At 69.5% G+C, this 13,131-nt stretch carries 9 protein-coding genes and 3 pseudogenes; 9 read left to right on the top strand and 3 right to left on the bottom strand.

Features of this window, described 5'->3' with window-relative positions:
* The first annotated feature begins 4 nt into the window (after positions 1–4).
* From ABZ858_RS04420 to ABZ858_RS04450, 7 genes and pseudogenes are all read left to right on the top strand, one after another.
* Complete coding sequence (locus ABZ858_RS04420; RefSeq protein ID WP_361372494.1) at positions 5–1,174, top strand: cupin domain-containing protein; 1,170 nt, start codon at positions 5–7, stop codon at positions 1,172–1,174.
* Positions 1,171–1,566 (top strand): annotated as a pseudogene (locus ABZ858_RS04425) (aldo/keto reductase); the annotation flags it as partial. The gene ABZ858_RS04420 and the pseudogene ABZ858_RS04425, both read left to right, overlap by 4 nt.
* Before the next feature lie 277 nt (positions 1,567–1,843).
* On the top strand, positions 1,844–2,053 hold the full coding sequence (locus ABZ858_RS04430; protein WP_361372992.1) for a hypothetical protein: 210 nt from the start codon (positions 1,844–1,846) through the stop codon (positions 2,051–2,053).
* A gap of 55 nt (positions 2,054–2,108) precedes the next feature.
* A complete protein-coding gene (locus ABZ858_RS04435) occupies positions 2,109–2,873 on the top strand; it encodes a hypothetical protein (RefSeq protein WP_361372496.1) in 765 nt (254 codons plus the stop codon).
* Between the two features lie 59 nt (positions 2,874–2,932).
* A pseudogene (locus ABZ858_RS04440) lies at positions 2,933–3,277 on the top strand (NUDIX domain-containing protein); the annotation flags it as partial.
* A gap of 598 nt (positions 3,278–3,875) precedes the next feature.
* On the top strand, positions 3,876–4,835 hold the full coding sequence (locus ABZ858_RS04445; RefSeq protein ID WP_361372498.1) for a hypothetical protein: 960 nt from the start codon (positions 3,876–3,878) through the stop codon (positions 4,833–4,835).
* Positions 4,832–5,533 carry a hypothetical protein gene (locus ABZ858_RS04450; RefSeq protein WP_361372500.1) on the top strand — a complete coding sequence of 234 codons (702 nt, stop codon included), beginning with the start codon at positions 4,832–4,834 and terminating at the stop codon, positions 5,531–5,533. Before ABZ858_RS04445 ends, ABZ858_RS04450 begins: the two co-directional genes overlap by 4 nt.
* Positions 5,534–7,464: 1,931 nt before the next feature.
* On the opposite strand, the pseudogene ABZ858_RS04455 reads toward ABZ858_RS04450, so the two are convergent.
* The 3 genes and pseudogenes from ABZ858_RS04455 to ABZ858_RS04465 form a co-directional block, all read right to left on the bottom strand.
* A pseudogene (locus ABZ858_RS04455) lies at positions 7,465–7,578 on the bottom strand (oxidoreductase); the annotation flags it as partial.
* A 225-nt stretch (positions 7,579–7,803) separates the two neighbouring features.
* The gene (locus ABZ858_RS04460; protein WP_361372502.1) at positions 7,804–9,858 is read right to left on the bottom strand and encodes a restriction endonuclease; all 2,055 of its coding nucleotides are present in this window, start codon (positions 9,856–9,858) and stop codon (positions 7,804–7,806) included.
* Positions 9,859–10,026: 168 nt separating this feature from the next.
* Positions 10,027–11,232, bottom strand: coding sequence for an MFS transporter (locus ABZ858_RS04465; protein ID WP_361372504.1), 1,206 nt, complete (start codon positions 11,230–11,232; stop codon positions 10,027–10,029).
* Positions 11,233–11,428: 196 nt separating this feature from the next.
* Here ABZ858_RS04465 and ABZ858_RS04470 point away from each other — a divergent pair, with 196 nt between their 5' ends.
* Complete coding sequence (locus ABZ858_RS04470; RefSeq protein WP_361372506.1) at positions 11,429–12,571, top strand: ArsR family transcriptional regulator; 1,143 nt, start codon at positions 11,429–11,431, stop codon at positions 12,569–12,571.
* A gap of 27 nt (positions 12,572–12,598) precedes the next feature.
* Positions 12,599–13,120: a glutathione peroxidase gene (locus ABZ858_RS04475; protein WP_361372508.1), complete on the top strand. Its 522-nt coding sequence runs from the start codon at positions 12,599–12,601 to the stop codon at positions 13,118–13,120.
* Positions 13,121–13,131: the final 11 nt, after the last annotated feature.

Here is a 13,131-nt window from a genome sequence, read left to right on the forward strand (position 1 = left end):
AGAAGTGACCGCCTTCTCGCAGGTGGTCGAACGCCTCGGTGGGGACTTCCCCACCGGGGCCTTCGGACGCACCTACCGCATCTGGCGCAGCGTCGCCGACTTCCCCTCCGTCCTGACGTGGGGTGACCTCAACACCGTCATCGGCCGGGGTCGCCCTGAACCGCCTCGCCTGCGCCTTCACCGCGACGGGGAACTCATCCCCCGGCAGCGCTACGCCACCGCCGCCACCACCCGCAGGAACGTGGTGTGGCAGCGCATCCAGCCCTCGCGGCTGCACGGCCAGCTCCACGACGGTGCCTCACTGGTCCTGGACGCGGTGGATGAACTCCACCAGCCCGCCGAACGCCTGGCACAGGCCCTCGAAGGGGTCTTCCGGGGCCGTGTCCAGATCAACGTGTACGCCTCCTGGACGGCGACGGAGGGCTTCGGCATCCACTGGGACGATCACGACGTCATCGTGGTGCAAGTCGAAGGAGCCAAGCGGTGGCGTCTGTACGGGCCGACCCGGACCAACCCGCTGCACCGTGACACCGAGGCCCCGGATCCTCCGGCAGACGAGCCCATCGAAGAGATCGTCCTGCGCGCCGGCGACATGCTGTACCTGCCCCGGGGCTGGTGGCACGCGGCGGCGGCCACTGAGGGCCGATCGCTGCACCTGACGTGCGGGCTCCAGACCACGAGCGGCGCGGATCTGCTGGGCTGGCTCTCGGAGCGGCTGCGGACCTCGGAAACCGTACGGGCGCACCTGCCCGTCTTCGCCCCGCCGCAGGAACAGGCCGCATACCTCGAACTCCTCCGCAAGGACGTCACGGACGCCCTCCACGACGGCGCGATCAGAGACTTCCTCACCGCGAGGGACGGCATCGAGCCGGGCCGCCCCATGCCGTCACTTCCCATCCTCGACGCCGTACCGGCACGAGAGGACCTGCGCGTCCGGCTCACCACCGCCCGAGCCCAGCTCGCCGACAACGATCAGGGCCAGGTCGCGCTCCTCGCCGGCGGCGAAGAGTGGACGTTCACCGCGTCCGTACGCGCTGTACTGTCGCCACTCCTCGACGGCTCCTCGACATCGCTGGGGTACCTGGCGGAAACGAGCACTCTCACCGTCGGACAGGTTGCCGGGCTCATCACCGAACTGGTCAACGCAAACATCGCGGCGGTGAGCGAGCCGTGAGCCCCGACCTCGCACTGGGAACGTACCGGTGCCGGGACATCCCGCAGGCGGCGGTCCACGCGGTCGCCTGCGGGGCATCCTGGATCGACACCGCCCCCAACTACCACCAAGGCCGCGCCCAGGTACAGCTCCAGGCCGTGCTCGCCGGGAACCCGGATCTGCGTGTGTCGACGAAGGTCGGGTTCTTCACCCCGGACATCGCTACGGCCGCCAAGGAAGCCGGAGTTCTCACACCAGCCGAAGCCGCTTCAGGCCACTGCCTCACCCACCGCTACGTCGCCTGGCAGAGCCGCCACAACGTAGCAGCGCTGGGTCGCGTGGCGGACATCGTCTTCGTCCACAACCCCGAACGAGCCGACCGCCCTCATGACGGCATCGCCAGCGCCTTCACCGCTCTCGAAGCCGAGGTGCGTGCTGGACGGATCGGAGGCTACGGTGTCGCGACCTGGACCGGCTTCGACGGCGCGTTCAGCGTTGCTGACCTCCTCGGCATCGCCACCCGCTGCGGAGGCTCCGATCATCACCTGGCCGCCATCCCACTCCCCGTGTCGCTGGTCATGCTCAAGCCGGTAGCCCAGGCTCTGGAGGGCGACGGCCCTCTCGCTGAGGCGACCGCAGCCGGCCCGGACGCGTTCATTTCCGCGCCCTTGCATGGCGGAGAACTCCGCCATGGTCACGGACGAACTAGCCCTGCTCATTGCCCCAGGCGCCACCCCGGCCGAGGCCACGCTGCGCGTCGCCGCGTCCATCCCAGGGGTGAATCACGTCCTGCTGGGATCCGGGCATGCGCAACACCGGGAGACCGCCCAGCGCGTCCTCGCTCTACCTCCGCTCCCGGACAAGACCCTGCACGAGGTGATCGATGTTCTCGGCGCCTGACGACGCCACCGCCCAGCGCATGCGTACCGCCAGGGCCTTTGCATGCGCCAGTCTCATGCTGACCGACCTCGCCGGAGAACCCATCTGGGGCTACGCCGGCCGGACCCTCTCCGGCGCCGTGACCAGCGCGCAGGGCACCGGCTGGCTCCGCGTCGTCGCGGAGCGGCCCGACAAGGCGCACGGGAAACTCTGGGACGGCCCGAAGATCGCCCAGGAACTGCTTCCTCCAGTGATCCCCCGTCCTGTCCTCCACGACGTTCATGACTGGCAGGACGCTGGCTGGGCGTACCGGGCGGAGCTGTACCAGCACACGGACGCCACCGTCATCTCGCGCTCACCGGTCCTCGAAAACGATCCGGCCCTCTCCGAGACATGGTGGTCCGATTTGCGGACAGCGCTCGACACCCTTGCCGAAACCGCCACCGAACGCATCGCCGTACGCGAGGAGTACATTCGCCGAGCCGTCCCCGAATACACAGGATGCGATGTCGGTCATATCGAGTGGTCCACCGCCCATGGCGATTTCCACTGGTCCAACCTCGTCGGCCCCGATCTCACGATCCTCGACTGGGAAGGATGGGGGCAGGCCCCGGTCGCCTTCGACGCCGCCCAGCTCTACCTCTACTCCCTCCACGCCCCCGCCACGGCCGCCCGCGTCCGCCGGACGTTCGCCCACATCCTCGACAGCCCCGCCGCACGCGTGGCGGAACTGACTGTTTGCGTCCAGATCCTGCAGGCAGCCGCCCGTACGCCGTTCTACAAGGGGCTGGTAAGCCCGGTGAAGGAGTACCTGAAGACGGCCTATGAGAGGACGGCCTGAGAGCGGCTCAACGGACAACCGACGACCAGCCCGAAGCCCTCAAGGCCGCCCTCGAATCCATGACACGGCTGTTCGCCGCCGTAATCGTCCACGCCAAGGCCACCACCCGCGTCGTCCTGCCCCAGCGCAGCCAGAACTCCAAGTTCGCCCAGGGCAGGTGGGACCTCCCCGCCGGCAAGAGCGAAGCCGGCGAGCCCGTCACCGAGACCGCCGTACGCGAGCTGTACGAGGAAACCGGCCTGACCGTGAGGCCGCAGTCCCTGAAGGTCGCCCACCTGATCGACGGCGCCTGGGGCGTCGAGGCTCCCAATGGCTTCCTCACCGTTGTCTTTGCCGCCCACAACTGGACCAGGAAGCCCGAGAACCGCGAGCCGAACAATCACGCCCGGGTCTGCTGGGTCGACAGGCGGGCCATCTCCGCGGAGTTCGCGGACACCATCGCCGAACCTGGTCTCGGCCGGTTCACGGGCGGGAGGAAGTTGATCAGGCTGCCGTTGAGGTCTGCACGCCGGCGGACCAGTAGGGACTGCAGACGGTGCCGCCGAGGGGCCCGGCGGCCTCTACGAACAGCGACTGTCAGCTTCGGCCGTGAGGCGGTGCAGCAACCTGTTGCCTCAGCAGTCGCCGGCGGCTCAGATCATTGCTTTCGCGTCAGCTTTCGCACTACCGCACAGTCCCTCTACAGCGGGGCTTCTCATGTCCAGTCACATACCCTCTCTTAATTCCCATGCTTGCGAAACGACAGGGTCAACTCATGGTGATCCCTGCAAATGGCAAGCCAAGGAACCCCTGCGACGCCACAGGTAGCACAGAAAAAGCAAGGGTTGAAACGTCACCTTCCGCATCAAGCCGATGCTTGACCAGATAATGCCGAGATCAACTTCACCTGCGATGTCAGGCGTTGACGCTCAGTGCGCATGCCGGGAATCCTTCTTCGGCGGCATGTTCATGACCGGCTGAATGTCGCGGTGCCACGAAGTATCGGGCCAGGGGGGCTGTGTCATGAATGTTCGTCGATTGAGGCTGCTCAGAGCCGGTGTGGTGCTCTCTCTCCTCGTGGGCCTCAACTCCGCGCTACCTGTCGCGGCGATCGCCGGGCCGGCAGCGGGTGGTGGCATCGCGGCCAAGACGCAGCCCAGTCCAGTGAAACCCCAGCACACGATGACACTGGCACAGCGGCGCGCAGAAGTCGCGCATGACCGTGCGAGCGGCACCCGTGCCGCGTCGGTCGTTTCCACACGCGGCTCGCGACCCACCGCATCCGAGCTGCGCAAGAACGTCACCAAGGTACGGAAGACCGCATCGGCGCACAGTGATGCCAGAGGGGCAGCGGGACACGCTGGCACGGCTGCCGACACCAGCGTCTGGGGTGTACCGGACGATGTCGTGATGTCGGGGTCTGGCGGCGATCCACGGTCCTGGTCTGACAACGAGGTGTCACCCGGCTCGTTCAACACAGGTGCGGTCGTACCCGGGGAGACGCTGACGCTGGCCGCGAATATCTGGGACTCAGTCGACGACTACGACTCGACAAGTCACACGTACTTGGACGTCACTTTCCCGAATATGTACGACGACCCGGAATGGCTCGCGCGCGAGCTGGCTGACGCAGAAGCAGCCGGAGTCGCTCCCATTGAGGTCGGCACTCAGGCATTCGACGATGCAGTATCCAGCGGAGGAAACTACTTGTGGGCCGTCGGACCGGACGGCAAGCTGCACATCCTCTTCGAAGCTTCCGACAAGGTCAAGCACTCGGTGCTCTTCCGGGGTGGTCCAGTGCGGGGAGCCGGGGATGTAACCTTCACGAACGGGAGGGTCACCCGTATCACGGACAAGAGCGGCCACTACTATCCGATGGCTGAACTCGACGCCCCTGCCTCATACCTCCAATCGGGCGTCAATGCTTTCCGGAACGCGGGCATAGACGTCCCCGAAGACGCGATCCAACCGTTCGGGTGGTGAGTAATTTGAACAATCCGAGCGACCGGTACAACCCGATCACTGACTACAGTTCGCTCATCAGGGTGGAAGCGGAGCAGCTACCGGAGGCCCTGCGCCGGCTTGCCCCGCCGGTGTCTCCGGGACGACAGGCGCGATGGGTCCTTACCCTGGTCGACATCGCCTTCACCGGCTACTATCCGGTCAATGAAGAGCCGGGTATTGACCTGGAATTGCGCCTCTCCTTTGCGTCGAGTCTGCTCGACTTTGTGGAGCAAGAACTGGATGTGCACGACCCAGTCGCCATCACCCGGGAGTACATCAGGTTTGCTCGTCTAGCCGTCGAGGAAGGGGCTCGGGAGGTGCCCGCCTCCCTGCAAGTCGACGCTGTGGCGGCGCGACTACTGCATTGGATGCCCTGTACCCGCGAGCAGGCATTGAGAGCGGCCGGTGTCAGACGGGACCGCTATCGTAGGGCCCTTGAAGCAGGTCTGCCGCAGGGAGAGGAATTCGACCGTGCGGTCAGTTTCGAAGGCGGGGCCGCTCTTCTTGCTGTAATTGTTCTGCTGGCTGAGTTTCCTTGGTTTAAAGAGAAGGTCACCGACAGGGGAATAGCGCGCGAAGTGGAGTCCTGGCTCGATATTGCGCCAGAACTTGAACTCGGAGTAGAGGTGGAAGAGTTGCTGGCCAGTCGGCGGAGAAGAAGGCCCGGGGGCCTGTGACCTGGTAGGGGTGTTGGCAGCAGCTTGCCCGGCTGGTAGCGCCCTGCGGGGAGCTTGGAGTGCGGCGTCCAGATTTCCGGCGCCGCAGCATCGACGCACGTGGCCACCACGACGGGGACGACTTCGCGGTCGGCCCGGAAGAACCGTCGTGTGCGTGGAGCTGCGGCCTCCGGCGCCGTGTCGGGCAATGACTTTCGTTACCCGAAGCGAACTCTGCCCCCGACGCCTTGAAGCTCGCCGACGCCGTCGGTCACACCCCTTCGTGCGTGAGCGATGCGTGAGCGGACCGCCCGGCACAAGGCGTCATGAGGCGGATGGAGCAGGCCGCCGCGTGGCGCTGATCAGGCGAAACAGCATCACGCGGCAGCGTGGAGCACCCCCCGGCAAGGATTCGATCCCACTCCTAAAGCAGGTGTCGCAGGTTTGAATCCTGCCGGTGGCACCATGGCAAAGGCCCCGGACCGATCATGGTCCGGGGCCTTTGCCATGTACTTCTGACATCAAAAGGGGCGGTCACCGACGTCCTGGCCTGCCCGCAAGAGCCGATCCATCTGGCTCATGGCTCGCGCTGCGCTCTAGCGGACCCATGCCAGCTTCAAGCCGAGTCGCTCATGACACTCAAGGCAAGCAGCGGTCCTGGATGTCGGCACACCAGCAAGTCTCGCGATCAGGGGTTGCCAGGGCGGATGGCACGTCGACGTCATCACGCCACCCAAGCGCCACGAAGTGGTCTCGCAGAAAAACGCCAGCTGCGGCCAGGGCCGTCCAGCGGCTGTCACAGCTCTGCGCTGCCTGCTCGTCGGTGCCATCGCAACCGCGCCCCGTCCACGTCCACGAAGATCGCCCCGGCACACGGCTGACTTCTGCGCTCCCTCCATACCTCACTATAGAAAGCGTCTCCGGCAGAGGTTCCCCCGTGTCGCCCGCTTGGGTCCACTTCTTCCGAGCAGCCTGCCGGGAGATTCCCCAGGCGAATCCAACTTGGCTGTAGCTAGCCCCCATTCCTCCAGCAGTCTGCGCCGTGTCCGCTGCAATCTCCTGAACAGCTTCTTGCATGTACCGCAGCACACGCAGGTGAGCAAGCTGCCAGTCGGCGTATTGAGTCACCCGCCGGAGCAGTGTGGCCGTTGCCCATACACTCTCGACTCCGCGCAGAGATTCGTCGCGCCAGAGCCTTGGCTGCGGATCGCATCTGGTCACACAGCTCAGCGATTTCAAGGTCGTCAGGTTCACGCCAGGCTGGATTACGCAGCCCGGCGGCGTCGCCTGCCGATGCATCATTACCAACGGATCCCTGTTGCTCCACGGCGACAACCATAGTTGTCACTGGGGAGCAAGCAGGGTTGTCCGTTCAGAACCAGTGATCACACTCGCACGACTGCTTGCCAATCGACTCCTCTCTCCCAACTAGGAGGAGGCACATATCCGCAGGTCAGGCTGACATGACTCCACGGGCTGGCCTCATCTCCCGGCTGGAACCAGTAGCGCTGATCCGTGAACCGACTTGCGCGGCTAAGTAGTTCCTCCCTCAAGGTCGGCGTGACCAGAAGAGCACCACCACCCACATGGGTGAGGTGCTACATCATGCGTTTCCATGAAGAGGGAGTTCTCGTGGCCAGCCGCGTAGACAAGCACCAAGTGACGACAACCCATGGGCGGGATCGGAGCGCTGATGCAACTACCCCAACGAGGCCCATCTTCGATCTCCGCTGCGGTGGCGTCCGTGTGACTGTGGAGCGCATCCCGTACGGATTGCTGACGCTCATCAGCAGCGCATCGGCTGTGGCACTAGGTCTGGGGAACTGGCCCGTTCGCTGATCGTCCAGCCACGGCTGTCGCGCTACGAGGCCGTGCGTCTGAGCCTCGACCAGCATGAGAGGAAGCCCCTGGCATGAAAGGGCCGGGGGCTTCCTCTTGGACATCTGCATCGGTTACTGGCGTCGGCGCCTCCTGAGCAGCCGATCCGTGTGGCTCAGGGCTTCCCGCTGGGTGTCCTGGACGACGTAGGCGCAGACGTCCATGGTGATGCTGATCTGGGAGTGCCCAGGAGGCGCTCTTCCGTGTACAGCTGCTGACGGACGACGCGCGGCTGGGGCGGAGCGCGTGCTCGCCGGAGTCGCCGGGCTGGTCAAGGCAGACAGCCGGGAGGAGTTGGACGAGGCGCGGGTGCGGACCCGCGATGCCGTCAGTGGCCTCGTAACGGCGGCCAAACAGCACTTGTGAGCGTAGGCCGCCGTCAGGCCGTGCGTCTTTCCGGCGTGGTGCCGCCGTCAGTCGACCTCGATCCCGAAGTCCCGTACCAGTTCCGCCAGGCCGCCCGGGTAGCCCTTGCCGCCCAGGACGAAGTCCCAGTCGCCGGTGGCGCGGCGGCGGAAGGAGCCGAGGACCAGGGCTGTTTCGCCGGGGCGGCCGTCGGAGACGTCGAGGCGGCCCAGTTCGGTGCGGGTGGGGTCGAGGAGGCGGACGCAGGCGTCGGTGAAGCCGGAGAGGTCGGCGTGCGGGTCGGTCTCCGGGTCGGTGGCGGCGACCAAGACCAGGCGGTCGGAGGTGGGCGGGAGGGTGTCGAAGGAGACGCGGAGGGCGGCCTTGTCCGGGGTGGTGGGCGCGATCTCCGCGACGGAGCCGTCCGGGGTGGCGGGGTTGTTGTAGAAGACGAAGTGGTCGTCGTCCAGGACACGGTTGCCGTGGCAGACCAGGGCGCACACGTCCAGGGCCACGGTGCCGGACCAGGACATGCCCAGGATGTTGTGGGCCGGAGGCGGAGGCGGGGGCGGGGGCGGAGTGTCGGCCGGGCGGCCCCTGTCGCCCAGTCTGCCGCGCAGGCCGTGGCGGTGCAGGAGGTCGACCAGTTCGCTGCCGGAGACGAGTTCCAGGGGCTTGCCGTCAACGAAGGCGTGCGAGCCGGGGCCGAACTTCGAGGTCGTCACCAGGACGCCCTTGTTGGCGCCGACGTCCTGGACCGTGCCGTACAGGTCGCGTACGGCCGTGGGCGGCACGGTGTTGCGGTAGCGCTTCACCTGGACGACGATCTTGCCGCCGCGGATCGGGGCCGGGTCCAGCGCGTCGACGTCCACGCCGCCGTCGTTCGAGCGCTGCGTGGTCACGGCCTGCATGCCCATGGCGCGGAAGAGTTCGGCGACCAGTTCCTCGAAGGCGATCGGGTCCATGGCGTAAAGGTCGGGCTCGTCGTCGGCCTCGCCGCCGTGGGTGACGATCCGGTTGCCTATCTCCTCGGGCCGGCGGCCGGGCCGTACCGCGGTCAGCTGGTCGGGCCGGGCCGTGAGGCGGCCCTTGAGCGCGTCCGTCAGGCAGCTGACCGGGTCGACCTGGGACAGGTGCAGGCCGGCGAAGGTGGCGCGCTGGGCCATGACCGTCGCCAGGCAGATGTGCCCCTGGCGGCCCGTGGCCGGGTCGTGGGCGTCCACGAAGCCGTTCAGCGCGACCGACTCCAGGGCCGCGTACTCGTCCGCCGCGAAGAGTTCGTGCAGCACCAGCAGCACGCACTGGGCGGCGACCTCGCGGTACAGCGCCCGGCACTGGGTCGCGGGGCGCGGGGTCTCCCTCTCCTCTTCCGAGGCGACGACGTACCGGACCGACCTGGTGCCCGGGACGATGTCGTAGCCGGGCAGTTCCCAGTCCAGTACGAGCTGGCGCGCGGCCGGGTCGTAGGCCGCCGCGACCTGCCGGGGGAAGCCCTCCGGCCAGGAGGTGGAGGCGTAGAGGGCGGCGGAGAAGTACTCGACCACCGCGTCCGGGTCCTGGCGCCTGACCCCCGCGGTCACCTCGGCGACGCCCGCGTTGTGCCGGCGCACCTCCGCCAGCCCGGCCTGCGTCTGGCGCTCGTACTCCCGCTGGTAGGCGGTCAGTCGGTGCTGCCGCTGGGACTCGGCGGCCTGCGCCGCGTGCCAGTCCCGTTCGAACCGGGCGCGGGCCTCCGTCTCCGCCTGGGCGCGCCTCGCCGCGGTCCCGCCGCCCTGCGCCCGGTAGCGCTGGCGCTGCGGCATGGGCACGGGCTGGGCGAGGGGGCCAGGGGAGAAGGGCGGCACCTGCTCGGCGCGCAGCAGCGCGGCGGCGCGGAAGGCGGGGGCCCGGCAGCCGGCCGCCAGCAGGCCCTGGAGGGCGGCGACGCGCTCCTCCAGTTCCTCGGTACGCCGTCTGGCCAGCGCCTGCCGGTACTGGCGGTGGTCCTGCGCGACCCGCCGCTGGTGGGCCTGCGCCTGCCGCGCCTGCTCCCGGTGCTGCCTGGCCTCGGTCTCCCGCCGGCGCTGCTGCTGGCGCTGCACCTCGGCCCAGACGCCGACCAGACCTGTAGAGCGACGACTCATGCGCTGTAGGCCCTCCCCAGGACACCGGCGACGGCAGGCACCGATGGTTGCCCCTACAACCGCCCGCGGTCCTCCGACTCTACCCACCCACGACCATGTCGGTATATCAGCTTGCCCATGGCAAATGCGGTGCGCGGGGGCGGGGTTGCCCGGCCGGGGACGACGGGGTCACTCGGCGGCGGGACGGGCCGGGTGGGCCGGCCGTGGTACCGGCCTGCGTCCGGCCGCCGAAAGGGCCAGTGTCACCGCCGCGGACGCCGCCGCCGTGGCCGTCATCGCGGTGGCGGGCGAGGTGGCCTGGGCCAGGGCGCCGGCCAGCGACGCGCTCACGCCCTGGAAGGTGAGCATGCCGGCCGAGTGCAGTCCCAGGGCGTGGCCGCCGAGTTCGTCGGGGGTCAGCGTCATCAGCCGCTCCTGCTGGACCAGGCTCGCGCCGAAACCGACGGAGGCGAACGCCACCAGGCAGGCGGCCACCGGTACGGGCGGGTGCAGGGCGAAGAGCAGGTACGGGACCGCCAGCAGGAGCAGCAGCGGGGTGGCCGCCCGGCGGCGTACGGCGGGCGGCAGCAGGCGGCCCACGGTCAGGTCGCCGGCCAGCATGCCCAGGGCCGCGCAGGCGAACAGGGTGCCCGCGGCGGCGGGGGCGTACGGCACGTACAGCGATTCGCAGCCCACCATCAGGCCGTTGGGGAGCCACAGGCCGAGGTAGGTCAGGCGGCGCGGGCGGTCGGACCACAGGCGGGCGTTGGTACGCCAGGTCACCGCGACCGAGGGGCGGCCGGTGGCGCGGGGCGGGCGGCGGGTCAGGCCCAGCCGGGCGCAGGCGGCGGCCGCCGCGTACAGCGCGGCCGACAGCAGCAGCGCCGGGCCCGGGGAGACCAGGGCGAGCAGCGCCCCGCCCGTCGCGTACCCGGTGATCTGCATCAGGCCGCTCATCATGTTGAACACCGAGCGTCCCAGCAGATAGCCGTCCCGGCCGTCCGCCGCCAGGATCTCGTTCAGCAGGCCCCAGCGGACGCCGCCGCCGAGCGAGGCGATCAGGCCCTGGACGAGGACGACCGCGAAGAGGGCGCCGAGCGGCAGGCCGGGCAGCGCGAGCAGGGCCGTGCCGGCGGCGAAGGCCAGCGAGACGCCGGTCAGCGCCCGGCGCGGCGGCAGCCGGTCGGCGGCCGAGAGGAACAGGGTCGCGCCCAGCACCTGGGCGAGCGACGGGCCGAACATGCTCACCGCGGACAGCAGCGGGGAGCCCGTCGCCCGATACACGAGCGTGCCGAGGGCCAGGCCGCTCATCGTCCCGGCGGCGTTCTGGGCGGCGGCGGAGAGGAAGAGCGGGGTGAACTCCGGGGTACGGAACAGGTCTCGGTAACTGCGCATGCGCCGGAGTCTCGGGCGGGGCGGGCGGGGGTCGTTATTGTTTCGCGCGGGGGCGAAAGGTCGGGTCCGGAACGTCGGGGGCGCGGCGGGATCTTCCTGCGCCGGACCGAGGGACCGGGGCGAGGGACCGGGGCGAGGGGCTGGGGCGAGGGACCGGGGCGAGGGGCTGGGGCGAGGGCATGGGGTGGTGGTGGGCATGGGGTGGTGGCAGGTCAACGCGGACACGCTCGCCGGGAGCCGGTTCGTGCTGTCGCCGCTCGCCGAGACCTTCGCGAGCCTGATCCTGCTGCACAAGGGCGCGAACGGGTATCCGGGCGGGCACCCCGGTGAGCAGTCCTGGCTGCGCGAGCGGCTGCCCGCCTACCGTGCGCGGCTGGCGGCCGATCCCGTCACCGCGCTGCTGGTGCGGGCCGGGCTGGGCCGGGAGTGGCTCGCCGACTTCCTCACGCCCACGCCCCGGGGCGGGGAGTCCTTCGCGCGGGAGGTGGCGCGGGTGCGCGCGGCCGACCCGGCCGCGGCGCGCGCGCATCTCGCGCTCTCGCTGGCCGGTCCGGTACCGGCCGCGCTGCACCGCGACGACCTGCCCGACCGCGCGGCCCGGCTGCTGGAGTACGTGTGGCGGGAGGCCGTGGCGCCCTCCTGGGAGCGCAGGCGGCGCGTCCTGGAGGCCGATGTCCTCGCGCGGACCGCGCAGGTGAGCCAGGGCGGCTGGGCCGCCGCGCTGGACGGGCTGCGCCCGGGCACGCGCTGGCTCGGCGGCAGCCGGCTCCAGGTCAACGCGCACGCGTATCCGCCGCGCGAGATCTCCGGGGCCCAGCTCATGTTCGTGCCGGTGACCCCGCAGAGCGGCTGGGTGTCGTGGGACGAGCCCGGGTCCCGGTACGCCGTCGTCTACCCGTGCGCGGGCGCCCTCGCTGACGCGGCGGCGCGTCGGGCGGCGGTGCCCGCGGGGCTGGGGGCGCTGCTGGGGCGGGCCCGCGCCCAGGTGCTGGTGCTGCTCGACTCCCCGCTCAGCACCACCCAGCTGACCGCGGTGACCGGGCAGGGGCTGGGGTCCGTGGGCCGCCATCTGAGGGTGCTGCTGGACGCCGGGCTGGTGACGCGCGGCCGGGCCGGGAGGTCGGTGCTGTACGCGCGGACGGCGGCGGGGCAGGTGCTCGTCGAGGCAGGTACTCATCAAGGCGGGGACGGGACAGGTGCTCGTCGCGGCGGGGGCGGGGGCGGTCCCGGGGCGGGAGCAGGAGGGAAGGCGAGGACGACGGCAAGGCCGGGGCAGGGGCAGGGGCAAAGCCTGGACGGGGGCGAGGACAGGCCATCACCGGCCCCTGGCGGCCCGTAACGCCGTCCCAGGCCCTAGCATCCGTTCATGACCACTGCAGACAGCAACACCACACTCCCCCAGGACTCCCCGCTCGCCGTGGAGATCGGTGCCCTCCAGGGCGGTTCCGCGGATCTGCGGCAGTACGCGGGACAGGCCGTGCTCGTCGTGAACGTGGCGTCCAAGTGCGGGCTCACCCCCCAGTACGCCGGACTGGAGAAGCTGCACGAGCGGTTCGCCGGGCAGGGCTTCACCGTGCTCGGGGTGCCCTGCAACCAGTTCATGGGCCAGGAGCCGGGCAGCTCCGAGGAGATCGCCGCGTTCTGCTCGGCGACGTACGGCGTCACCTTCCCGATGACCGAGAAGACCGAGGTCAACGGGGAGGGCCGGCACCCGCTCTACGACCGGCTGACCGGCTTCGCCGACGCCGGGGGGCACCGCGGCGACATCCGCTGGAACTTCGAGAAGTTCCTGATCGGGCGGGACGGCGAGGTCGTCGCCCGGTTCTCCCCGCAGACCGAGCCGGACGCGGACGAGCTGGTCGCGGCCGTCGAGGCCCAGCTCGGCTGACATCCGGCCGG

The organism is Streptomyces sp. NPDC047017 (genome assembly GCF_040644175.1).
Lineage (GTDB): Bacteria > Actinomycetota > Actinomycetes > Streptomycetales > Streptomycetaceae > Streptomyces.